This is a genomic window from Cohnella zeiphila (genome assembly GCF_014212055.1).
Classification (GTDB): Bacteria; Bacillota; Bacilli; order Paenibacillales; family Paenibacillaceae; genus Cohnella; species Cohnella zeiphila.
The window spans coordinates 134,594-157,830 of the sequence record NZ_JACJVO010000032.1 but is presented as its reverse complement, the minus strand read 5'-3'; the positions used below and the strand labels follow the sequence as shown (position 1 = coordinate 157,830).

The 23,237-nt window shown below is 57.8% G+C and carries 23 protein-coding genes; 6 read left to right on the top strand and 17 right to left on the bottom strand.

Annotated elements, in window-relative coordinates; translation table 11 throughout:
• Positions 1-102: 102 nt before the first annotated feature.
• From H7C18_RS24780 to H7C18_RS24770, 3 genes are all read right to left on the bottom strand, one after another.
• Positions 103-1,248: a response regulator gene (locus tag H7C18_RS24780; RefSeq protein ID WP_185131792.1), complete on the bottom strand. Its 1,146-nt coding sequence runs from the start codon at positions 1,246-1,248 to the stop codon at positions 103-105.
• Positions 1,245-3,047, bottom strand: coding sequence for a sensor histidine kinase (locus H7C18_RS24775; RefSeq protein ID WP_238357953.1), 1,803 nt, complete (start codon positions 3,045-3,047; stop codon positions 1,245-1,247). Before H7C18_RS24775 ends, H7C18_RS24780 begins: the two co-directional genes overlap by 4 nt.
• A gap of 174 nt (positions 3,048-3,221) precedes the next feature.
• On the bottom strand, positions 3,222-4,643 hold the full coding sequence (locus tag H7C18_RS24770; protein WP_238357937.1) for an MFS transporter: 1,422 nt from the start codon (positions 4,641-4,643) through the stop codon (positions 3,222-3,224).
• A gap of 188 nt (positions 4,644-4,831) precedes the next feature.
• On the opposite strand from H7C18_RS24770, the gene H7C18_RS24765 reads away from it, so the two are divergent.
• Positions 4,832-5,749, top strand: a complete 918-nt coding sequence (locus tag H7C18_RS24765) for an AraC family transcriptional regulator (RefSeq protein ID WP_185131790.1) — start codon at positions 4,832-4,834, stop codon at positions 5,747-5,749.
• An 83-nt stretch (positions 5,750-5,832) separates the two neighbouring features.
• On the opposite strand, the gene H7C18_RS24760 is transcribed toward H7C18_RS24765, so the two are convergent.
• Positions 5,833-6,111, bottom strand: coding sequence for an S-layer homology domain-containing protein (locus tag H7C18_RS24760; RefSeq protein WP_185131789.1), 279 nt, complete (start codon positions 6,109-6,111; stop codon positions 5,833-5,835).
• Between the two features lie 212 nt (positions 6,112-6,323).
• Here H7C18_RS24760 and H7C18_RS24755 point away from each other — a divergent pair, with 212 nt between their 5' ends.
• Together H7C18_RS24755 and H7C18_RS24750 are read left to right on the top strand one after the other, a co-directional pair.
• Positions 6,324-6,779, top strand: a complete 456-nt coding sequence (locus H7C18_RS24755; RefSeq protein WP_185131788.1) for a MarR family winged helix-turn-helix transcriptional regulator — start codon at positions 6,324-6,326, stop codon at positions 6,777-6,779.
• Between the two features lie 72 nt (positions 6,780-6,851).
• Entirely contained in the window at positions 6,852-7,331 is a 480-nt protein-coding gene (locus H7C18_RS24750; RefSeq protein WP_185131787.1) for an anthrone oxygenase family protein, read from the top strand.
• Between the two features lie 2 nt (positions 7,332-7,333).
• Here H7C18_RS24750 and H7C18_RS24745 read toward each other — a convergent pair whose 3' ends face one another.
• Positions 7,334-8,293: a DMT family transporter gene (locus tag H7C18_RS24745; protein ID WP_185131786.1), complete on the bottom strand. Its 960-nt coding sequence runs from the start codon at positions 8,291-8,293 to the stop codon at positions 7,334-7,336.
• Positions 8,294-8,431: 138 nt separating this feature from the next.
• Here H7C18_RS24745 and H7C18_RS24740 point away from each other — a divergent pair, with 138 nt between their 5' ends.
• Positions 8,432-9,316, top strand: coding sequence for a LysR family transcriptional regulator (locus tag H7C18_RS24740; RefSeq protein ID WP_185131785.1), 885 nt, complete (start codon positions 8,432-8,434; stop codon positions 9,314-9,316).
• 73 nt (positions 9,317-9,389) lie between these two features.
• Here H7C18_RS24740 and H7C18_RS24735 read toward each other — a convergent pair whose 3' ends face one another.
• Together H7C18_RS24735 and H7C18_RS24730 are read right to left on the bottom strand one after the other, a co-directional pair.
• On the bottom strand, positions 9,390-10,355 hold the full coding sequence (locus H7C18_RS24735) for an aldo/keto reductase (RefSeq protein WP_185132006.1): 966 nt from the start codon (positions 10,353-10,355) through the stop codon (positions 9,390-9,392).
• A gap of 135 nt (positions 10,356-10,490) precedes the next feature.
• The gene (locus tag H7C18_RS24730) at positions 10,491-11,330 is read right to left on the bottom strand and encodes a helix-turn-helix transcriptional regulator (protein WP_238357936.1); all 840 of its coding nucleotides are present in this window, start codon (positions 11,328-11,330) and stop codon (positions 10,491-10,493) included.
• A gap of 199 nt (positions 11,331-11,529) precedes the next feature.
• Here H7C18_RS24730 and H7C18_RS24725 point away from each other — a divergent pair, with 199 nt between their 5' ends.
• On the top strand, positions 11,530-11,913 hold the full coding sequence (locus H7C18_RS24725) for a hypothetical protein (protein WP_185131784.1): 384 nt from the start codon (positions 11,530-11,532) through the stop codon (positions 11,911-11,913).
• Here the strand turns inward: H7C18_RS24725 and H7C18_RS24720 are convergent.
• The 7 genes from H7C18_RS24720 to H7C18_RS24690 all read right to left on the bottom strand — a co-directional run bounded on the left by H7C18_RS24720 (position 11,910) and on the right by H7C18_RS24690 (position 19,894).
• The gene (locus H7C18_RS24720; protein ID WP_238357935.1) at positions 11,910-12,146 is read right to left on the bottom strand and encodes a hypothetical protein; all 237 of its coding nucleotides are present in this window, start codon (positions 12,144-12,146) and stop codon (positions 11,910-11,912) included. The genes H7C18_RS24725 and H7C18_RS24720 overlap by 4 nt on opposite strands.
• A 17-nt stretch (positions 12,147-12,163) precedes the next feature.
• Complete coding sequence (locus tag H7C18_RS24715) at positions 12,164-13,471, bottom strand: MFS transporter (protein WP_185131783.1); 1,308 nt, start codon at positions 13,469-13,471, stop codon at positions 12,164-12,166.
• Positions 13,458-15,479 (bottom strand): dipeptide ABC transporter ATP-binding protein, encoded by a 2,022-nt coding sequence (locus tag H7C18_RS35605; protein WP_185131782.1) that lies wholly within the window; start codon positions 15,477-15,479, stop codon positions 13,458-13,460. The genes H7C18_RS24715 and H7C18_RS35605 overlap by 14 nt, the downstream gene beginning before the upstream one ends.
• A 67-nt stretch (positions 15,480-15,546) precedes the next feature.
• Positions 15,547-16,446, bottom strand: coding sequence for an ABC transporter permease subunit (locus H7C18_RS35305; protein ID WP_185131781.1), 900 nt, complete (start codon positions 16,444-16,446; stop codon positions 15,547-15,549).
• A 57-nt stretch (positions 16,447-16,503) separates the two neighbouring features.
• Positions 16,504-17,451 (bottom strand): ABC transporter permease, encoded by a 948-nt coding sequence (locus H7C18_RS24700; protein WP_185131780.1) that lies wholly within the window; start codon positions 17,449-17,451, stop codon positions 16,504-16,506.
• A gap of 66 nt (positions 17,452-17,517) precedes the next feature.
• The gene (locus H7C18_RS24695; protein ID WP_185131779.1) at positions 17,518-19,134 is read right to left on the bottom strand and encodes an ABC transporter substrate-binding protein; all 1,617 of its coding nucleotides are present in this window, start codon (positions 19,132-19,134) and stop codon (positions 17,518-17,520) included.
• Positions 19,135-19,180: 46 nt separating this feature from the next.
• Positions 19,181-19,894 (bottom strand): isochorismatase family protein, encoded by a 714-nt coding sequence (locus H7C18_RS24690; RefSeq protein ID WP_185131778.1) that lies wholly within the window; start codon positions 19,892-19,894, stop codon positions 19,181-19,183.
• A gap of 263 nt (positions 19,895-20,157) precedes the next feature.
• Here H7C18_RS24690 and H7C18_RS24685 point away from each other — a divergent pair, with 263 nt between their 5' ends.
• Positions 20,158-21,093: a LysR family transcriptional regulator gene (locus H7C18_RS24685; RefSeq protein ID WP_185131777.1), complete on the top strand. Its 936-nt coding sequence runs from the start codon at positions 20,158-20,160 to the stop codon at positions 21,091-21,093.
• A gap of 108 nt (positions 21,094-21,201) precedes the next feature.
• On the opposite strand, the gene H7C18_RS24680 is transcribed toward H7C18_RS24685, so the two are convergent.
• The 3 genes from H7C18_RS24680 to H7C18_RS24670 form a co-directional block, all read right to left on the bottom strand.
• Positions 21,202-21,924, bottom strand: coding sequence for an isochorismatase family protein (locus H7C18_RS24680; protein WP_185131776.1), 723 nt, complete (start codon positions 21,922-21,924; stop codon positions 21,202-21,204).
• Between the two features lie 131 nt (positions 21,925-22,055).
• Positions 22,056-22,625 (bottom strand): YdeI/OmpD-associated family protein, encoded by a 570-nt coding sequence (locus tag H7C18_RS24675; protein ID WP_185131775.1) that lies wholly within the window; start codon positions 22,623-22,625, stop codon positions 22,056-22,058.
• Between the two features lie 26 nt (positions 22,626-22,651).
• Positions 22,652-23,167 (bottom strand): DinB family protein, encoded by a 516-nt coding sequence (locus H7C18_RS24670; protein WP_185131774.1) that lies wholly within the window; start codon positions 23,165-23,167, stop codon positions 22,652-22,654.
• Positions 23,168-23,237 lie beyond the last annotated feature (70 nt).

The window sequence follows — 23,237 nt, the reverse complement described above, 5'->3', positions numbered from 1 at the left end:
AAATTGTACGGTTATCCGATAAAAGAATTATGAAAGCCATGTTTTATCAAATAAAAAAAACCGCCCAGGAACGAGTCCTCGCGGTTTGCGGCGTACAGGCTATTATTTTTTTTCGGCAAATTTGCCGATCAGCGAATCGTAATGATGAATCAAGTCGCCGGACGGGCGAATGCCGAGCTCGCGGTTGAGAAGCCGAACATAGTCGGTGTACAGCGCGGTCAATCCCTTCTTGTCCCCGATCCGTTCGCGCAGCGTCATCATGAGACGGATCACCGATTCGTCGAGCGGGTTGCGCTGGTTCAGCTTCAGAAGAAGCATCGAGGCGGCGGACGTATCCTGAGCGGTTATCAGATCTTCGGCAAGCCTTTTGGCGAGCGACTCGTACATCTCGGCGTATCGCTCCGTCTCATGAATGGCCCACACGTACGCCTTGTCTCCGAACAGATCGCCTGCGTACGAACTTTCGATCTGCCGCGCCAGCTCCACGTCTCCGGGTTCCATGCCTTGCAGCCGCTTCGCGTGCTTTTCGAACTCCGCGTAATCGATAGAAGGATCCGCCAATTCGAGAGCGTAACCGTCGTTCTCGGATCGCACGGCATCGCGCAGGCCGAGAGGTTCCAAAGATTTGCGCAATTGATAGACGGTCGTATTCAGATACTTCTCCGCATGGTCCTGTTCCATCCCTCCGAAAATATCGGCGATCAGCCGGGAGCGGGGAATCCGTCTGCCCCGATAGAGCAGAAGGTAGGAGAACAGCTCCGTGCATTTCCGCGAGATCCATTTGACGCGGCCCGCTTCGTTGCTCACGACGACGTCGCCGAGCACGGTTACGACCGTCCGGCCCGTATCCGGAACCGCCGATGCCCGCCGCGCCAAACGGGAAGCTTGCTCGTTCGCGAGCGCGCGATGTACCGCCCGCTGCAGCCGCTCCTGGGTAACGGGCTTGACCAGGTAATCCAACACGGACAGATCATACGCATCCAGTGCATATTCCTTATGCGAAGTGACGAAGACAAGCTGGACCGGGGAACCCGCCGCGTCCAGCTTGGCCGCGAAAGCCAAGCCGTTCTCTCCCGTCATCGAGATGTCGACGAACGCCAGGCCGATGTCCGCGTTAGCGCCCAGAAAATCCGTTGCGGCCTTCGTGTCCGTGAAAGCGCCCGCCACTTGAACCTCGGGCAGCTTGGCCAGCATTTTGCGCAGAATCAAGTGCATGGCCGGTTCATCGTCCACCAGAATGACTTTCATTCGCCTGAGCCCTCCCTTTCGCCGTCGACCGGCGCCTCTTGCCCATGAACGGAACCGGGCAACGAGAAGGAGAAGGTCGTCCCCTTGCCCGGCTCGCTGTCGAACCAGAGGCTGCCGCCGTGAATCCGAACGAACTCCCGCGCGAGAACCAGGCCGAACCTTGCGTTGCCCGCATCGTCCCCATCCGCCGGGGCTTTGAAGAAAGGCTCCTCCAGCCGAAGCAGCTCCGCCGTCGGCTCATCGATCCCCGCCCCGTTATCGCGAACGGAGAGAACGACCCGCTCGCCTTCCGCGACCGCGTCAATCTCGATCAAGCCTCCGATTCCCGTAAACTTGATCGCGTTCGAGAGCAAATTGCGCAGGACCAGATCCAGCATCTCTTTATCGGCGGTCACCGAGAGGTTCTCGTCGATTCGTTCCGCCAAACGAATTTGCTTGATGCCCGCCTTCGCTCCGGCCAGCGACAACGCTTGCCGGACCACCTGCTGCAAATTCCAGATCATCGGGCGAAACACGACTTTTCCCTTCTGGCTGCGGTACCAGTCCAGCAGATTCTCGACGAGCTGGAACGTGCCGTGCACCTGTCCCTTCAGTTCCTGGAACAGTTCGGCATGCTCCATGTCGGCGGCGACCAGTTCCTCGCCCAAGAGCTCCGTCAAGCTGACGAGAAGCGCGATCGGGTCGCGGATATCATGAGCCACGACGGTAAACAGCTTGTCTTTGAACGCGTTCAGCTCGGCCAGCTGACGCGCGTTCTCGCGCAGGCGCGATTCGTTCTCCTTCAGCTCCGTAATATCGTTGAGCATCAGGATTTTGCCGATCGGCGTTTGATCCGCATCGTAGATAAAGGTCAGGCTGCAGTTATAGTACCGGTGCCGAATCCCATGAATCCGATGGAACGGGAAGCGGGCCTCCTCGGAGCCGGCGCCGCGAATACGGGCCAACAATTCGGGATATCCGGCCAGCACCCGGCCCGCCCCGGAGAGGCCCCGAAGCGTCAGATCGAGCTCGGGAAGCGCCTCCGTGGCGGCGCGATTGTAGCTGACGATTTGGTCCTCGTAATCGAGAAGAACGGCCCCGTCCCGGATCGTGTCGAACACTTTGGCCTGCGCAAGCGGCATGAGCCGCAGCAGATTGAACCGGTAGATGCCCCATACGTAGAAAATTCCCGATACGGCGAATCCGAACGGCGTCAAGTCCACGTCGATGCCGAGCCAAAAAAACGCGTTGAGCAGAAATGGAGCCGCCGCGCCCAAAGCGAGAATGAGAATCTGCCTTCGCAAGGCGGGCGAAGACCGCCAATAAGTCGGAATAAAGAGCAGCATTCCGCCCAGCATGACGCCGTAGCTGTAGACGGAATGCACCTTATACCAGACGCCTTTGACCGTGGTGTACAAAGGAAGCCGGGAATCCGGGTTCAAAACATAGCGCTCGTAAACGAGGTGGTGCCAATCGTTGGTCAAATGAAGGACGAAGACGGCCGCCGGGATGACGAACAGCGCCGCCGCGAGCCGCTTCCGATAACGGACGGCGGTCTCCGTAAACTGAAGGACCAGAAAGAGCCAGAGCGGCGAGACGAACGGAATGCCCAAATATTCGATCTGAAGCGCCAGCTTGAATTCGCTCAAGCTTCGGCTGAGCACTTCGAACGCGTAGCCGAACGCATAGAAGGACGCCGCCAGCATCATGAGAATCATCGTTCTTGCTACAGACAGATGGCGTTTCCGATACGATAGCCAAGAAATGAACAGCATCATGCCCGTCGCGACGAATAGAAAGGTCGATATCCACTGTCTCATATCCACGAGTGCGGCTCCCTTGCGCCGAATCACGAACGGGCCGATTCCCCTCGGCCCGTTCCGGCGAAACTCCTTGGACTCATCATAACATCTGCCAGATGGAACCGGGACGTTTTTCTCCAAGGGAACGATAAGATAAGCTTACCGCGGCCGAATAAAAGAATAATGAAAGAATCAGGACGCGTTCCGCGTCTCGACCGCGCCGGCTCTGCGCGCTCTGCCCTTCGGCAGCAGCAGGATCAGGACCGCGACGAGCGAAGCCGTTAGAAAGACGGCCGATCCCATGATCGCGACGGAGATCGCATGGGCGAAAGACGTGCCGGAGGGTGTCGATTGCCGGTTCGCCGCTTCGAAGACGGCGATCAGAACCGCAAGCCCGAGCGACGCGCCGGTCTGATGGGCGACGTTGACGAGTCCCGACGCCGCTCCCGCGTCCTTGGCTTCCACGCCCGACAATCCCAGCGTCGTGAACGGCTGAAAGATCATTCCGGCACCGCCCCCCATGACGATCAGCGGGAAGAACAGGTCCGGGAAAAAGCTTGAGTCCGCCGAAAGGAGGCTGAGCCAGCTGGTTCCGGCAATCGCGATGACCAGTCCGGCGATCAGCACTTTGGCGTTCCCGAATCGGGCGACGAGCGAAGGCATGACATACATCATCCCGAACTGAACGGCCGTGAACGGCATGATCGCAAGTCCGGCCTCCAGGGAATCGAAATGAAGGACGTTCTGCAGAAACTGCGGAATGAAGAAAAAGATCGGATAATTTCCGCATAAGAGCAGCAGTCTACCCAAATAAGCTCCGGATCGCGTTCGGTTCGCAAACAGGCGAAGAGGCGTAATCGGCTCTTTCGCCCGCGCTTCGATGAGCACGAAAGCCGCCAGCGCGACGCCTCCGAGAGCAAGCGATCCCCATGCCTCGAAGGCTCCCCACCCGACGGACGCGGCTTGAACGAAGCCGAACGCCAGCGCCGTCATGCCGATGACCGATGTCAATGCGCCCATGACGTCCAGACGGCCCGTCTTCTTCTCCGTCTCTTTCATATATCGGGGTACCATAAGAAGCAGAGCAAGGCCGATCGGTACGTTGAGGAACATCCCGGCGCGCCAAGAGATCAAGTCCGTCAGCATTCCTCCGATGAGCAGGCCGACGCTGCCGCCGGCTCCCGATACGGCGCTGTAAACCGCGATTGCCTTCGACCGTTCCCGCGCTTCCGAGAAGCTGACGGACAGCAAGGCGAGCGCCGACGGCGTTGCCAGTGCCGCCGCCAATCCTTGCAGTGCGCGGGCGGCGAGGAGAAGCGAAGCGGACGGCGCCAGTCCGGCCAGCATCGAGGCCAGCGAGAACAAGGCGATCCCCGCGCTGAAGGTTCTTCTCCTTCCTAGAATGTCCCCCGCCCGGGCGCCCAACAACAGAAATCCGCCGAACGCCAAAATATAAGCGTTCTGCACCCAGGTCAACGCGGCCGTCGACAGATGGAGCGTTCGGCCGATCTCCGGCATCGCGGTTACCAGGACAGAAGCGTCGAGCACCATCATCAACTGACAGGCGACGATCATCGCCAGAATGATCCGTTTCGAAGGTGAATGTTCGTTCAAGAGGATAACCTCCCTTTCCCGTTCTAACGGACATTATGGCGCGAATCGGCGGCGCGAAGTAGTTCGTTCCTGCTGAAAAATTGCTCAATGCTGCAAAGGTGAAATTTTCACAATTCGATGGGCAGGTTGGCGCGCTTCGACGGAGGGCGTATAATAGGGAGGAGAAAATGGAACGGGGGGAAGTTCCCATGCAGACGAAATTGGATCAAATGCTGGATATGGTTGATTTCTTCAATCTTGCGGAGGGGCGCACGGAAACGGCTATCCCCTTTTTTTCGCTGGTCCGGCGCAACCGGCCGACCGCGATGATGCCCGGCGTTATCACCCCCTCCTTTTGCCTGATTCTACAAGGGTTCAAAAAGCTCCATCTCGGTCTGGATACCATCTACTATGGCGCGGGCGACTACTTGGTCTCGTTGATCGATATTCCGGCTTCCGGTCAAGTGGTCGGCGCGACGAGGCAATCGCCGTATATCGGCTTGCGCATCGACTTGACGGTGGAAGAGATCGCGTCTGTCATGACGGAAGCTGAAATCTGCGTAAAGCCGCCCGATCAAAAACTGGGCGCCGGCGCCTACATCGGCAAATCCGACGAGCAGCTGCAGCTCTTGTTTATCCGGCTGTTGGAATTGCGGGGCAAGCCCGAGGCGGAAATCCGCTTTCTGTCTTCGCTGATCAAGCGCGAGATGATTTTTCGCTTGCTTACGGGGGATTACGGGCACTTGTTTGTCCAACGGGTGTTCATGGGCCAGCAGAGCGAGGGGGTCGGCAAAGCCATTGAATGGATCAAGGAGAATTATAACCGAACCTTCACGATCGAAGAGGTGGCAAGATCGTCCAACATGAGCGTCTCGGGACTTCATCACAAGTTCAAAGCCGTCACGACGATGGCTCCTCTGCAATATCAGAAGCAGCTCCGCCTCCAGGAAGCGAGACGCCTTATGCTGAACGGCTCCGCGAACGCGACATCCGCCGCGCTGGAAGTCGGATACGAGAGTCCGGCTCAATTCAGCCGGGAATACCGCCGGCTCTTCGGGCTCCCTCCGCTCCAAGATATCAAAGCCTTTCAAAGAGCCCCCGTGCCGGAAGCGTTCGAGACCAGTTAAATAACCCCGGGAAACTTATTCTTTCTTTATAGATTAAAAAACCTTCGATCCCGCATGCGGAATCGAAGGTTTCCTCCGTTCATTCAGGGCTGCCGTTCGGCCCGCGTTACTTCCGAAGCCGAGCGGAACAGCCCGTCTTCGTAACCGAGCGCGATTCCCTTCTCCGCCGCCTGTCGGATCGCGTCCTCATGCGGATCGCCCGCAATGTCGGCGAAAGCTGCGCCCGCCGCCGACTTCGCTTCGGCGATTCGGCCTTCGACGGCGTTGTTCACCTTGCCTGCTTGCTTAAGGTACTCGCGAAAGATTTCGTAATCGACCAGATTAAGCTCGTAATATCTGCCGTCGTCCTTCGCGCTCTTCATCGAGCGGTAGAATTTTTGGCCACATTCATAGGTATCATAATAGCTCTCCCTTCTTCTATACCTCCCGTCAGAATACGATTTTTATACAATCAAACATTAAATGGGATCGGATGGTTTGTAAAAAATGGTTTGGAGCGCCCTTTACAAAATTCGGTAATCCCTTTATATTTGTATGAGCAAACAACTTTTTTTGTAGAAACGAGGTCCTCCCTTTGCTCGATATTTACTTCAAGGAATGCCTATACTTCTCGGCCAACCGTCTCGGACGGATCATTACGAAAATGGCGGAAGATGCATTCGCCTCCAGCGGAGTTTCCCCCACGGCCGCTTTCCTGCTCATGGCTCTCTATGAGAGGGACGGCATTTCCCAGAAGGAGCTGGGCCAAATCCTTCATCTGCAGCCATCCACGGTGACCAGACTGATCGAGAAGCTCGCGGCCAAGCAGCTCCTTTACAACCGGGTGGACGGCCGGCTTTCGCTGATCTACGCCACGGACAAAGGCAAATCGCTCGAAGCGGTCCTTCACCAATGCTGGGATGCTCTCCGCGAGCGTTACCGGGCGATCCTGGGCGACGAGGAGGACGGTCTCTCGCTCCATCTGTATGAGGTCTGCAATCAGTTGGAGCAGCCGAACGGCGGCAGCACGCGCTTCCCGGCGGCCCCGTAAGCCAAAAAGTTCCTTTTGGTTCATTAGCTTTTATCATTTGCTTGCGCAAACATTTAAAGGAGATGGACGTTCATGGCGAAATGGATCATCGGTCTCGCCTATGCCTCCGCACTTGGCTCGGGGTTGATCGCGGGCATTTTTTTCGCTTTCTCGGCCTTCGTTATGGCCGCGCTCGCCCGGCTTCCCGCGGCGCAAGGGATCGCTGCGATGCAGTCGATCAATTCGACCATTCTGCAGACGCTGTTCAGCTTCGTGTTCATGGGAACGGCGGTTGCCTCCGTCGTCCTGGGGGTCGCATCGTTTTTACGGCTGGGTACTCCCGGCGCGCTGTACCTGCTGATCGGAAGCCTGCTCTATTTGGTCGGCTCGTTTCTCTTCACGATCTTGTTTAACGTGCCGCTCAACGATGCGCTCGCCGCAGTCGACCCCGACAGCGCCAAAGGCGCGGAAGTTTGGCAGAACTACCTGTCCCGCTGGGTGGCCTGGAACCACGTGCGGACGGTCGCCTCCCTGGCTTCGCTGGCCGCATTCATTCTCGCGCTGCGCCGCTGACGCTAAGCTTGCGTGCGCGCCGCGGCTCTCCCGGCGGCGGTCCGCCGGCGCATCGCCAGATTGTTCGCGATCAACGCCGCCAGCGTCAGGGCGACGCCGCCAAGCTCCGGAAGACCGACCCGGTAGCCGGACATCGCCGTGATGGCGAGCGACACGATCGGGATGACGTTGTTCGTGAACAAGGCGGCGTCGACCGGGGACATGATCTTGCACGCCGTGTTCCAGGCGAGCACCGCCGCGACGCCGCCGATCAGCGCCATGTACAGGAACGGCCAGACATTGGCCGTCAGGTCGGACCAGGCCGGCGTCCGCAGAAGCCCGGTCGGAGAGCCTACGCCGACGACGATGGCGTTGCAGAGCGTGCCGCCGAGGCAGGCCAGCGTCGTATAGCGAAGCGGCGACCAGGTCGGGAAGAGCGAGGCGCCGACCGTAAAGACGCACCAGCAGACGACGGCGGCGAGCATGAGCAGCAGCGCCCAGATGGTCGCGCCTCCGCCCAGCAAGGCGCCGAAATCCCCCTTCGTCGCCACGAGAAAAACGCCGACAATGCCGACGACGATACAGACGGTCGTCACCGGCGAGAGACGCGCGCCCTTCCAGAGGAACAGGATGAAGGCGGTCGCCAGCGGCATAAAGCCCATCATGACCGAGGACAGAATCGGTCCGGCCGGCCCGACGAGGTGCTGTCCGATGAAGACGAGGCCGTTATAGCCCGTGAACGCAAGCGTGCCGAGCAGCCACAGCAGCCAGCCTCGGCCATCGGGCCGGAAGGCGCGCGGGCCTTCCTGAACCGCCAGCAGAATCGTGAACACGATCGCCGCCAGCACGTAGCGGATGAAGACGAAATAAAGGGGATCGACGCTTTTGAGAATATGGCCTGCGACCGGGAATTGCGCGCCGAATGCGGCTCCCGCGAACAGACAGCAGGCCAGAGCGGTCCCCCGGCTGTACGATTTTGGCATGCCCGCCACTCCTTTGCGCCGTCATTCGAGGACGGCGTTCTATGTTATAATGGTACAATTACATTAGCGCATGAGGCGCATCTTCGGAAGTTCCCTTTTGTTGGAGGGGTATAACGATTCGTTATGGGAGGGTACGGCATGCAGGTGGAATGGTTCAAGAGCTTCACGGAGACGGTTAAGCGGAAAAGCCTGTCCAAAGCGGCCGAAAGCCTGAACCTGACCCAACCGGCGATCAGCAAGCATATTCGGAATCTGGAGCTTGTTTACGGCATGGAGCTGTTCCGGAGGGGATCGGCCGGCGTCGAGCTGACGGCGGCGGGACGGCTGTTCCTGGAGCGAATCGCTCCCGTCGTCGAGGCGATCGACGCGGTCGGCGACGAGATGCGCTCGCTCGCGGAGCGGCCGCGCTTCACCCTCGGCAGCCTGCCGAGCGTGGCGGCGCAAGTGCTGCCGGGCCGGCTGCGCGATTACAATGCCGCCGGATATCCTCTCTCCGTCAACGTGCGGGGCACGTCGGAGGAGCTTGCGGCCGCGCTGCTGGAAGGAACGTTCGACGCCGTTCTGATCGACGCGGAATACGCGGGGGGACGGCTGTGGAGCAGAGAGCTGTTCGCGGAGGATTACGTGGTCATCTTGCCGCCGCGGCATCGTTTTCGGCGGCGCCGCGCGCTTCGCACGGAAGAACTGAAGGATGAGACGTTCGTCTTCGTCAACCACTGCGATTCGTGCAAGCGGTTCGTAACGGCAGCCGCGCGGTACGGCTTCGTTCCGCATACCCGCATGGAGCTCGACAACAACGATTACATGCTCGGCATCATGGCGATGGGCACCGACATTACGGTGCTCCCCCGGCTGTTCGGCTATCAGGCCGAACGGCTCGGCCTGCATGTCGTTCCGCTGCAGGAGGAGCATCTGCGGCGCACGATCGCGCTCGCCGCACGGACTCCCGTTACGGGCGCCAGAATCTATCGGATGCTCGACGCTTCCCGCATGCAGGAGGCGGAGACCTCTCTTCAGGGGTGAGAGGATCGCGCGCCATAAAGCCGCTCCGCAAGTCTAACCAGACTTGCGGAGCGGCTTATTCGTTTCACCGGCATCAAGATTGCAGAAAAGTCGGGTATCGCTCGCCCGCCGCGATCCCTTTCGGCGAGATCCGTTCGATCTCCGCAAGCTCCTCCGCGGAGAGCGTCACGTCCAGTGCGCCGAGATTTTCGCGAACCCGATCCAGCCGCTTCGTTCCGGGGATCGGCACGATCTGCTCGCCCTGCGCGAGCAGCCAGGCGAGAGCCAGCTGCGACGGCGTGCAGCCTTTGCGGGCGGCGAACTTTTCGATCAGGGAGACGACCTCCAGATTTTTGACGAAGTTCTCGCCCTGGAACCGGGGATAATAGCGGCGGTAATCGTCCGCGGGCAGATCGTCGAAGGTCCGAATCTGCCCGCTCAGGAAGCCGCGGCCGAGAGGGCTGTACGGAACAAAGCCGATGCCGAGCTCCTTCAGAACGGGCAGCACCTCGTCCTCCACTTCGCGGCTCCAAAGGGGATACTCCGTTTCCACCGCGGTAAGCGGATGAACCGAATGAGCACGGCGAATTTGCTCGGGCGCAGCCTCCGACAGGCCGATATACCGGATTTTGCCTGCCTGAACGAGTTCCGCCATGGCGCCGACCGTCTCCTCGATCGGCGTATTCGGATCGATCCGGTGCTGATAATAAAGGTCGATATAATCGATTCCCAGCTGAAGAAGGCTGGCATCCACCGATTTTTTGACATACGCCGGGTGTCCGTGCGCTCTCAGATCCGGCGTGACGATGCCGAACTTGGTCGCAATGACGGCTTTGTCCCGGCGTCCCTTCAGGGCGCGCCCGACCAGCCGTTCGTTGTCGCCGAATCTTCCCGCCATAAATCCGCCGCCATAAATATCCGCCGTATCGAACATCGTAACGCCAAGTTCAAGCGCGCCGTGAATGGTGCGCACCGATTCTTCATTGTCAGGCATCATCATCGTGCCGAGTCCAAGGGCCGACACTTCAAGCCCAAGTCCGCCCAATTTACGTCGTTCTATCCCTTTTCCCATCGTCGTTCCCTCGCTTTCGCAATTTCGAATCGGAATCGTCTAACCACGATCCTATTCTAAACCGCGATTCCGGGAGCAGCCACAGTACGCTCTTCCTAGTAACGGCAGTACCAGGCTCGCAGCTTAGTCCGACACCGGGGAATAAATGCATAGATGCAGATCGGGATGATCCGTCGTAAACGCCAACGAATTGATATCAAAGGCAAGTGCTTGCTTCCTGCCGGGCACCTCGTAGAAGACCCGGGTCACCTTCTTAACCTCCACGCGATGCAGCTTCCACAGGGCCGCGAATTCGGCGCTCTCCCGGGAGAGCCCGGCAACGAACTGCGCGAACCACGGATCATGCGCGTATTTGTCGTAAGAGGTTCGGAACATAGCGACCGAATGCGCCGCCATCTCTTCCCAGTTGAGGAGACGGCTCCGCAGCTTCGGATCGGTGAACAGCATGGACATCATATTCCGCCGCTCCCGCGGCCACGACGAGAAATCCGCAATAAGCCCGTCGGCCGAGCGGTTCCAGGCCAGCAGCTCGGACCGGTCGTTGCTGATAAAACAAGGAAAAGCCATCTGATCGACGATCTCTCTCCATTGAGGCTTTACTTCCGTCGTGATCGTCGTCGCCGTCTCAGGCTCGTTGGCATTCCACAGCTCGAGAAGATGCATATGCTCGTCCCGGTTGAGCCGAAGCGCCTTGCCGATGCTTTCGATCACTTCCCGGGACACGGCAACTTCCCGCCCCTGCTCCAGCCACGCATAATAGGTCGCGCTAACGCCGGCCAAAATCGCAACCTCTTCCCGCCGAAGTCCTGGCGTTCGGCGCTGCCCGGGCGACCTTCTTAGTCCCGCTTGTTCCGGCTGCAGCCGGGCCCGGCGGGACTTCAGATAATCGCCCAGCGTTTTGGCGCGGGAGCTGTTCATGCTCGCGCTTATGTTCTTACCGCTCATCCCGTTCGGGTTAAGCATCGCAAATCACCTCGCCAATTCGGATACGGAGGATGTCTTGCCTCGCTTCTTCATTATATCGTGCAGGAGGGTGGTCTGTCAGAGATCGATCCGATACAATGGGAAGAGAACCGAAATACGGCGCGCTTGACCCCGATGTTTGCCTGCCGCTCCCAGAACGCCGCGCCGGGTTCCATTACCGCCAAAGGAGCGATTCGACATGACCGCCGTCTGGATTATCCTGATCGTGGCCGCCTTGGCCGTCTCCACTATCCTAACGCTTATCCGGTCCACTGCCCCCGTTCGCCGACACCGAGCCGAGCTTCGCGAGAAAAAGTCCATTCTGACGGACGGCATGCCCGCCACCGCCGTAATCGATGCGATCGAGCAGACGAACGCGACCATCGGCGAACAGCCGGTCGTGCGAATGGAGCTGATCGTGACCGACGCCGAAGGACTCTCCTGGCGCACGGTCGTCCGCACGGCCATTCCGATCATTCGCATTCCGCAATTTCAGGAAGGCAAGCGCATCGACGTTAAATATATCAAAGTGAACGACGAAGTGAAGGTCGAAGTGGTAGGAGCATATGTGCCTGCTTTCTAATAGCCGATTCGATCGATGTTCATCCGCAGCTCGCGAAGCAGAAACGCCTTGGCTTCTTCGCTCCCCGTCAATCGAAGAATCATCTGTTCATTTCCGCCGGTCGAGATAACCGTAAAGGTTAAAAACGGGCAGCACCGGCGCTCCAAGCCAACCCACCGGTTCACGAGACGAAGCGTTTCGGAGTCACCCGGGAACGAATATTGAAGCCCCCCATTCGATTTCCGTAACGCCAAGCCTTCCCGCCCCGCAATCAGCCTCTTAACGGCTTCGCCTCTTCGGTTCCCGAAGAAGGAGAGATTCCATTGACGCCGGCCTTTCCTTCATTGGCTGTTTCGCCATGCGTCCGCAGCTTCCATCTCATCGAGGTAAAGGCGGAGAAGCCAAGCATCACCGCCACCAGGAAGCCCCCGCCGGTATAGAAAGCCAGCGTCAGGCCGAACCATTGACCGAGCAGGCCGAACATCGCGGGGCTCAAAATCTGAGAGAAGCGGTTCATGATCAATCGAAGGCCCATCAATTTTCCGCGGTCCGAATCCTTTGTATCATTGACGACGATCATGATGCTCACCGGCAAGTTAATGCCGACCGCCGCGCCCATTGTCAGCGCCAGCAGGATGGCAAGCGCAGCATGAATTCCGGCGAGCGGCGTAAAGACCACGCAGATGGAGGCGACCAGCCCCGCCATCGTGAGAATCCGCTCCATATGCGTCCGATTCATGAGCCAGTTAAGCCCGTAACGGGAGATCATGCCGGCCAGCCCTTTGATGGATACGATTACCGAAATCAGGAAGGTGGAGTAACCGAGCTCGGCCAAATACAGCGGCATAAAGCTCATATAGAGAGCCTGGATGTACATGATGAGGAAGGTACCGACCATGCCGAACTGTACGGACCGAATCCGGAGCAGTTGAAGGCCGGTTGCATAGCTGTCAAGAATGCCTTTGGGCTTGAATATTTCCTTGGGCTTGACGGCCCCCTCGAAGATTTCGGGCCGATAGCCTCCCGCCACCGTCAGAAGGAGAAGAAAGAACAGCAGCGAAGCAGCGCCCGCAATCCCGAAGGACACTTTATAGCCGAGCAGCGCATCGGAGAACAAGGAGGTGATGCCGCCGCCGATCAGCGGCCCGAGCATCCCTCCGCCCGACATCCACATCGAGTATTTCTTGATGTTCTCGTTGCGTTTCTCTTTCTCTCCGTCGGATACGAGCACCTGGAAGGCGGACGACATGACGATAATGCAGGCTCCCATCAGAATTTGCGACAAAGACAGCATCCACAGCCCGGTGGCGCTCATATTGATGAACAATGACAGCACCAGCGCCACGGAGCCGTACTTCAGCATTCGGACCGGCCCGATCGAGTCGATCAGCTGTCCGACAGGCATGGCGATAAAGATCGGCAGGAGGGAGCGCAGCGTCACCATGAAGCCGATCGCGGCCGTCGATGCTCCGATCTCCTGAGCGTACAGCGTAAAGAAAGGCTGCGCCATGCCGGTGATGGTAAAGAACAAGCCGCCTCCGTAAATTCCGAATTTCCGGTAAAAATCAGGAGACGGCATGACAAGCGACCTCCCGACGGTCGAGATATGGTTGCAGCGCCGGCTTCTTCTCCGTACAGACCGGCGTCGCTAACGGGCAGCGCGAGCTAAAGGCGCATCCGGAAGGCGGATGCGCCGGGCTAGGCAGCTCCCCTTTCAGCAACGACAGCTTCTTGGCCGCCTCGATCTTTGGATCCGGCACTGGAACGGCTTCGATCAGCGCCTTCGTATATGGATGAGCCGGATGGACGAAGATCTCCTCCGCCGGACCGTACTCGACGATTTCTCCCAGATACATGACGGCGATCGTATCGGAAATATGACGGACGGTCGACAAGTCGTGGGAGATGAAGACAAAGCTGAGACCGAGCTCCTCCTTCAGGTCGCAAAGCAGATTGATGATCTGCGCGCGGACGGACACGTCCAGCGCGGAGGTCGGCTCATCGGCGACAACGACCGTCGGGTTAAGGGCCAACGCCCGGGCTACGCCTACGCGCTGCCGCTGACCGCCGCTCAACTGGCTCGGATAACGATCCAGATACGCGATATCGAGCCCCACCTTCTGGATCAGCTCCCGAACTCGCTCCTTCCTTTCCTCCCGGGTTCCGATCCTTCGCACATGGAGAGGCTCCGCGATAATATCGGCGATCTTCATCTTCGGGTTGAAGGAAGAATACGGGTCCTGAAAGACAATCTGTGTATTGCCGTTCATCTCGATCCGGCCTCCGGTCGGCTCCTCCAGCTTGAGCAGCATGCGCGCCGTCGTGCTCTTGCCGCAGCCGCTCTCCCCCACGATCCCGATCGTTTCACCGCGCTTTAACGTAAAGCTGATGCCGCTCACCGCGCGGATTTCCGTCGCCTTCTTCCAAGGAAGCATCGACGCCTTCCGAAAAGATTTGCGCAAATCGGTTATGCGCAGCACGACGTCGGCCGCTTCGCCTGCCGACGGCTCCCGTCCGCCGTCTCGGCCGTTAGCCGCCCCGCTCCCGGCGGAAGCGAAAGGCTCGTTCCTCTCTTCGCCGAGCATGGCTTCTATGCTGCCTCCGTCTCCGGATCTCAGTCCGTTCTCCAGCCAGCAAGCCGCCAGATGCCCGCCTTCCCGTTCCGCCAACTCCGGCGGATCGAGACGGCATCGCTCGGACGCCGCGGGACAGCGATCCTTATAGGCGCAACCGACGACCGGCTTCTTCATATCCGGCGGGAAGCCCTTGATCTGCAGCAAGCGGCGCCGTTGCCCGTCGCTGACGCCGGGGATGGTCATCAGCAAACTTTGCGTATAAGGATGGCTCGGAGTGTCAAAGATTTCGTCGACCGTTCCGAACTCCACGATTTTGCCGGCATACATGACGGCGACCTTCTGGGCGAATCGGGCGACAAGCCCCAAATCGTGGGTAATGAACATCATGGCGCTGCCTGTTGTCTCGGTTAAATTTTTCAGCAGTTCAACGATCTGAGCCTGTATAGTCACATCCAGCGCGGTGGTCGGCTCGTCGGCCAGAATCAGCTTCGGCTTGCAGGAAAGCGCCATGGCAATCATGATCCGCTGCCGCATCCCTCCGCTCATTTCGAAAGGATACGAAGAGATCCGGCGTTCCGCGTCGGGAATACCGACCCGCTCCAGAAGATTCACAGCATGCCTGCGAGCCTCTTTCGCCCCGAGCTTCAGATGCATGCGGATCGGCTTGACCATCTGGTCCTCGATCAGCATGACCGGATCCAGAGAGGATATCGGATCCTGGAACACGGTTCCAATCGAGCCGCCTCTGAGCTTGTTCAACTCGGACTCGCTCATGCCGACCATTTCTCTGCCATCCAGCTTGACGCTGCCGGATACCAGCTTTCCCGGATAAGCGATCAGCTGAATCAGAGACATGGCCATGGCGCTCTTGCCGGAGCCGCTCTCTCCGACAATCGCCAGCCTCTCCCCCCGTTCCAGATTGAAGCTGACCCCGTTCACCGCCCTGACGGTACCCGAATCGGTAAAAAAATGCGTATGCAGATCCCGAACCTGCAACAAAGGTTCCTTCACGGCTTCCCTCTTATCGCTTTTCCAAGCGGCCGTCGTCGCGATGTCCATAACTGTCAGCCCCTTTGCGTTACTTCCGGGCCCGCGGGTCGAGCGCCTCGCGGATACCGTCGGATAGAAAATGAAGCGATATGGCAATCAGCAGAATGACGCCTCCGGGTAGGGTCGAGATCCACCATGCCTTCTGGAGATACATTTGCCCGTCCTTGATGATGTTGCCCAGCGACGGCTCGGGAGGCAGAATGCCGAGGCCCAGAAAGCTGAGGCTGGCTTCGATCAGGATGGCGTTGGCCGCGGCGATGCTGGCGGCTACTAAAAGCGGCGCGATCGTATTCGGCACGATATGCCGGGACATCAGCCACAACTGCGGCGCCTGTACGGTGCGAGCGGCATCGATAAACGTTCTCGATTTGAGTCCGAGCACCAAGGAACGCTGCAGCCGAATGAATCGCGGAATATCGGCCATCGCGATGGCGCAGATGACCGGCAACGTGCCCGCGCCCATAATGGCGACGAGCCCGATCGCCAACAGCAGGGACGGAAACGCCAGAAAGATGTCGACGATGCCCATGATGATCCGGTCAACCGCTTTGCCGAAAAAGCCGGAAACCGTGCCGACCGCCGTACCGACGATAAGCGCGATCAGCGCGACGCTGAAGCCGACGAACAGAGAGACCTTGATCCCGGCCAGCGTGCGGCTGAAGATATCCCGTCCGAGCTTGTCAGTGCCGAAGAAATGGCTGAAGGACGGAGAGCTCATACTGGCTCTTATGTTCGACTCCAACGGCGATTGCAGCGGCAGCATGGGCGCGAGAAAAGTCAGCAGCAAAATCGGCACCAGAATGATTACGGACCATCTGGCACTGCGGTTGGCATACAGGAATCGCAAGAAAGGAAGCGGAATGCGCGGCTTCGATCCCCGTGTCGAGGCCTGCTGCCGCACCGCTCCGGCAATCGCTTCTTGTTCCACGTTCACCCCTCCTGTAAAAATCAGTCTGATCTTGCAAGCGGCCCCGCGCCCCGCTTCCTAGAATTGAACGCGCGGGTCCACTTTCTTGTATACCATGTCTGTAATAAAATTGATGACGACAAAGATAAAGGCGTAAAACAGAATCACGTTCTGAACGAGCGGATAATCCCGGCTGTTGATGCCGTACACCAGCAACGTCCCGATGCCCGGGATGGAGAAGATGAACTCGACGATAACCGTTCCGCTGAGCAAATGGCCGAAGCTAAGCCCGATCACGGTTATAATCGGCAGCATCGCATTCTTGAGTGCATGCCGGAACACGACGAGAATCTCCGTCATGCCGAGCGAACGCGCGGTGCGGATATAATCCTCGTTCAGCACCTCCAGCACGGCGGTCCGGGTTATGCGTGCGAGTGTAGCCACTTGGGAGACGGCCAGCACGAGAACCGGCAAGGCGATCCGCTGGAGCATAAACCCGGGCTCGCCGAACGAGATGTCCCCGCTGGCCGGCAACAGCTTCAAATTCAGCGACAGAAACAGCATCAGCAGAAGACCGGTCCAGAAGGACGGCATAAGGTCGACAACCATGGCGGCCCAGGTAATGATGTTGTCCAGCGCCTTCCTGCCCTTGTTGGCAAGAAAAGCCGCCAAGGTACCGAGCGGTATGGCCAGCAGCACGGCGATCAGAACGGTCATGCAAGCAATCATCATCGTAAGAGGCAGGGCTTTGAGCATCAATTCGGCGATCGGCAGGGAGGTCGTGATCGTATGGCCAAAATCGAAACGGACGACGCTCAGCAAATAATCGGAGTATTGCCGCCAAAGCGGCGCGTCCAAACCCAGCTTCTGGCGCATTTCCTCCAGCGCGGCACCCGATAGGTTCTCGCCTGCCATCGCCGAGGCCGCGTCCCCCGGTATCATCCGGATGGAAAAGAAGACCAACGTAACGACGCCGAACATCGTCACGATCAACTGCGCCAATCGTTTGCCCGCATAGCTAAGCAACGTTCCATCACCTCCAAAGGCGCCGCCTGCCGCCGATGAAGGCGGAAGACGGCCGGCAGGATCGAATTACTTGATATCGACGCCATAGAAGTTCACTTGAGCAAGCTTGTTGATGACAATCCCGTCTACGTTGGGCTTGCTCGGCCAATACACGTTGCTGTTATACGTCGGCAAGTAAGGCAAGTCGTCCATGACGATTTGTTGCACCTTCTCGTACAGCTGGCTTCGTTTGTCAGGGTCGGTCTCGGCTCGCGCAGCTTCCAGTGTCTTCGTCAGCTCCGGGTTGTCGTAGCGGGCGCCGTTCATGCCCTTCGGCGCGATGTTGTCGGGATGGAGATAGCTGAACAGAATCGTGTCCGGATTGACCGCGGGAAGAAGTCGTCCGGATACTTCGAAGTCGCCGTCGTTGCGTTTCTGGTTGTAGGTCGGCGTATCGACCAAATCGAACTCGAGATTAATGCCCACGGCTTTAAGATATTCCTGCTCGAGCTGCATCTGCTCGGTGACGCCGCTGGCGGACGAGCCGTCCTGCTTGATCGTGAAGCCGTTCGGGTAGCCGGCTTTGGCAAGCAGCTCCTTAGCCTTATCGGGATCATAAGCATACTGTGCGGTATTCTCGCTGTATCCTTCCATCCAATCCATCAGAATGCTCTTGGCCGCCGTCTGAAGACGGGGCGACAAGCCTTCCGCGATCGCCTGAAAGTCGACGGCGTACGCCCAAGCCTGCCGAACCTCCTTCTTGGCGAGAATCGGGTTATTCAGATTGAATACCTTCAGCGACGCCGCGTAATTGTCCACATGGTTCATCTTAAAGCCGGCCTTCTCCAGCGTATCGAGGTTCTCCTCGACATTGGATCGCATCACGACATCGACTTCGCCGTTCTGGAGAGCGATGGTAGCCGTGGCCTCATCCTTGATGATACTGAAAATGATTTTTTGGATCGGCGCCGGGCCCTGATAATAGCCCTCGTGGCGGACCAGCACGATTTCCGAGCTTGGATCGATCTTCTCGACTTCGAACGGACCGGTTCCGACGGGATTCCACTTCGCCTGATCGCCGTACTTCTCGATTACCTCCTTCTTCACGATTTGCCCTTGGTGATAGTTGGCCACCTGATGAAGAAAGTTGCCGTCGGGAGTCTTGAGCTTGATGACGACCGTATACGCGTCAGGCGCTTCGATGCTGGCGATGTTGCCGAATTCGGCCGCATAGGGGGAAGCGGCGGCAGGGTCCTTGATCCGATTGTAAGAGTAAACGACGTCCGCCGACGTGAACTCGCCGTACCCCTTCTGCCACTGCACTCCCTTGCGCAGATGGAAGGTCCAGGTCCGGTTGTCGTCCGTCTCCCACGATTCCGCCAGGTCCGGGATGATTTTGCCCGATTCGGAATCGTAGGTCGTCAAGCCGCTGTAGATATTAAATGCTATATTTTCATTCTCGATCCGGAAGATCGTTGCGGGATCGAATCCGGCAGGATCATCGTAAAACCGGACCTTCAGTACCTTTTCACCGGAAGATGCCGCGGTGTCCCCGCCTGTTGAGGCGGCGGCTGTCGGCGTCAACGTGGCCGCCGCGCCGGCGTTCTTTCCCTCCGAGTTCGATCCGCTGTTTGAGCAGGCAGCGAGCAGAAGCAGAAGCCCTGCCAGCATGAATCCGATCCGCAGTCTCCATGATCTCGCCATACGGTTTCTCCCCCTCTTGTCGAAGCCCCCGGTATCCCGCGGAACTTTACGCGTTGACGGTCTGTTTGGAACGGGCCGATCCGATATTCCGGAAGTACGACTTGGCGTCCTCCAGAAATACGACGTCGGCGTATTTATTGTGCATATCGTACAGGTTCATATAATGGGAGGCTTCCGTTCGGTCGAAAACGCATTCGGAGACGACGCCCATCCGAAACCGGTGGGTCGCCCCGTCCACGACCGAAGCGCGGACGCAGCCGCTCGTCGTTTCTCCCGCCACGATCACAGTGTCGACGCCAAGGCTGACCAGCTGGTAAGTAAGCGGCGTGCCTTGGAAAGCGCTTGGAGCTGCCTTTTCGATAATCAATTCGCCTGGAAGCGGCTTGACCTCGTCGACGATCTGAGTGCCCTTCAGACGCATCTCGTCCGACATCGACACCATCTTGCGCCTGCGCCGGCCCCAGTGACGAATGCCGGTGTGAAGCCCCTTGACGTGGATAACGGGGATGCCGTTCTCGCGGGCAACGGCCAGAAGCTCGGCGGTTTTATCGACCGCCGCCCAGCCTTCTAACCCGGTGCTGCTCGGCCAGAGCTCCATGGAATCGAAGATCGGTTCGCGTTTCAGTCCGAGCACGCTGTAATAAATGTCGATCAGCACTAGCGCCGGATTGTTCCCGAAGCCGTACAGCTCCTTCTTGCCCCACAGCTTGTCATGCTCCTTGTCTCGTTCGCTCAGATAAGGCTCCCATCCGTATTTCATTCCGTAACCTCCCATATTAAATGTAATTTTTAATAACAATTAAATGACTTGAATATGACTTCTCATTCACTTGCTCTCATCATATCTTGAGGAAAATAAGCGGTAAATACGCGGTTTTGAATATTAGCATTCATTTTCTCAATGAATTCGTTTTCAATTTAGAATTTTCAGTTTATTTACCACTGGATAACATTGTAGGCGCTTCATAGGTTTGTTAGAATTGCGTTAGAAATCCTACCAAAGTTGTAGGGAGGAGTGAAACCATGAATTTGGAGCAAATCTCAACCTTTCTGGCGGTCTATCAGAGTGGCAGCTACAAGAAGGCGGCGGAACAGTTGTATCTGCCTCAACCGACGGTTTCCCACCGGGTCAATCAGCTGGAGAAGGAACTCGGCAAGTCTCTTCTGATTCGCGGCAAAGGCAGGGTGAAGCTGACCGAGGAAGGCAAAGCTTTTCTCCCTTACGCCAGACGGATTATGGGCACGCTTAAGGAAGGCCAGGAAGCGGTAGAGCGGGTAAGCGAGGGCTCGACGGGAAAGCTCTCGATCGGCTGCAACAATGCATTCGCCGCCTATATTTTGCCGGATGTGATGGATTCGTTCATCGGGGATTATCCGCATGTGTCAATCAAGGTATACACCTATCCCTCCAGCGAGCTGGTCCGGCTGATGAAGAGCCAGCATTTCCAATTGGGCATTACCCGCTATACGAGCAACGACAGCGGCTTGATCTATCGCCCCGTACTGAGCGAGGAGACGATGCTGTTCGTCTCGCCCCAGCACCGATTTGCCAACCGCCGTTCGGTGACACTCGAGGAAATTTTGTGCGAGCCGATGCTCACCTACCCGAAGGAGACCCAATACCGCAATATGATCGACGTCACGCTTGCGCAGCACAGCCTGACCTATCGGCCCAAGCTGGAGACCAATAATCTGCTGCTGATCAAACATTTTCTGCTTCGCAATGCCGGGGTGTTTCTGTCCGGGAGCTCCTATATGTCGAAGGAGGTGAACAATCGGGATCTGATCCAGCTGGAGATCGAGCATAACCCCTTTCCGCTCAGCAAAGTATTCGTCGCCTACCGGGAGAACGAACTGCACAGCCTGGATTATCTGTTCATCAAGCACTTCGAGAGCCGCCTTAACCCGCGCTCGTTGACGGAGACCTCCTCCCGCTGCCCGATTACGGGAGCGGGCTGAAGACTCAAAAGACTCAAAAGCATTTCGGCCGGAGAACATCGCGGCATGCTAAAAAGAGGAGCGCATCTTCCCCTCCGGAAAGATGCGCCCCTCATCGGCCGGCAATGGTTAGGCGGAGACGGTCTGTCCGCTTCGGCTGCCGATCCGATCAAAGTATTCGATTGCCGCTTCCATGCCGACGACATCGGCATATTTCTGATGCATATCGTACAAATTCATCCAATGGGACGCCTGGGTCCGGTCAAACACGCACTCCTCGACGACCCCCATCTTGAACCGGAAGGTCGCGCCATCTACGACGCTGGCTCGCACGCAACCGCTGGTCGTCTCGCCGCAGCAGATCACCGTGTCGATGCCAAGGCTGACCAATTGGAACAACAGCGGCGTGCCATGAAACGCGCTTGCTGCCGCCTTCTCGATGACAAGCTCGTCCGGAAGCGGCTTGACCTCTTCGACGATCTCTCTTCCCTTCAGCGTCATCTCTTCTGGCAGCTTGAAGAAGTCCTGACGTTTCTTGCCGCCGCGAGACCAGCTGTTTACGCCGGTATGCAGTCCTTTTACGTGAATTACCGGAATGCCGTTCCTGCGTGCGGAGTCCAGGACGGCCGCCGTCTTGTCCACGGCCTCCCAGCCCTCAAGCCCCGTGCTCATCGGCCAGGTCTTGACCGATTCCATGATCGGCTCTCGCTTCAAGCCCAGCACGCTGTAATAGATGTCGATCAGCAGCAGCACCGGCTTCTCGCCGAATCCGGCGAGCTCCTTCTTGCCCAGCAGAGCGTCATGCTCCTTGTCCTGCTCGGTCATAAAATCGTACCAACTCATTTTGTCCATCGGCTCATCCCTCCGAATCGATTGATTTCAGCCCTATCGTAAGGGACGCGACCCGGGGTGTAAATGCGCGGTTTTGAATGCAGAGTACGGTTTTTTGAATGACAACGCATTCATAAAAGTACAGCGTCCTTTTAACCATCCAATAGACGCCCGTTGTCATGCCATTGGCCGTACATTTTATTTTCTCTTGCGTTCGTTATCAATTTGTCCAGTCTGCTCTTGAATAGATCCGGCTGATTCCTGATGCTTTGGATCGTGTCGATCCGGACCCTTCGATAGAGAGCCGGAAAGGCCAAGAAATTCTCATGCGCCTGCCTATCTTCTTTCAGCCGCCGCTCGATAACCGGATCGATTCGAAAAGAATCGGGATCCATATCGGGTAGCACCTTTCTCCCTTCGTCTCTCATGAGCCCCAGCTTCTCAAGGCGGCGGACGCGCTCTTTATTCAGTTCCGTCCATGAACTGTTTTTGCTTCTGGGGGACAGCCTCTGCGCCAGCCCCGTCTCCGATATTTTCTTTTTGACTCCGTCGATCCACCCGAAGCACAAGGCCTCCTCGACCGCATCCAAATAGAGCAGCGTATCCGGGTTCGGAGTAAAGCTGACGACGACCCAGCAAGATTTTTTAGAGGTGCTGTTCTGCTCCAGCCAAGTCCTCAAATCTCCTCTTGATTGGACTGCAAGCAGATTCTCCATTTCCATGACAGAATCCGGTCCCTTCCTCAAGATTACATGGATTCCGCAGGCCCCTGATACCAATACAGCGAATAGTCGTTCATGACGGAGGCGTGGCCTAACTGGCGCAGCATGGCCGAAATATTGCCCCGGTGATAGCTGCCGTGGTTGACCACTTGCAGCACGATTTCCGAGAATCGGGCGATGCGCGTTCCGGCGTACGGATTCTCAAGCACAAGGGTCCGCTCCAGATCGTCCTGGCTTCGGAACCATTCTTGGAATTGCTCGGCGAGCTCGCGGAAGGCACTCGCGAATTCATCGGCGGAATACCCCCGCATCTCTTGCTGAAGCGGAAGACATGCTGCCAGCGCCTCGGGCATACCGGTTCCGCTCAGAATCTGAAGCCAGCATTTGTCGAGCGCATAAATATGCGCGAACGCCTCGCCGATGGTGGAAAAAGAAGTATTGGCTTCTTGCTGCAGCACCGAGGGCGGGAGTTCCTTGATTCTCTCCAGGATCGTTTGGTTGGCCCAGGCGTTGTAATGAAACATTTGTTCCGGATGATTCATTCGTTCCGTCTCCTTCTGATTGCCAGTGAATTTGAGGCTGTTGCCTAAGGCCATCATAGAAAAAGAAGTA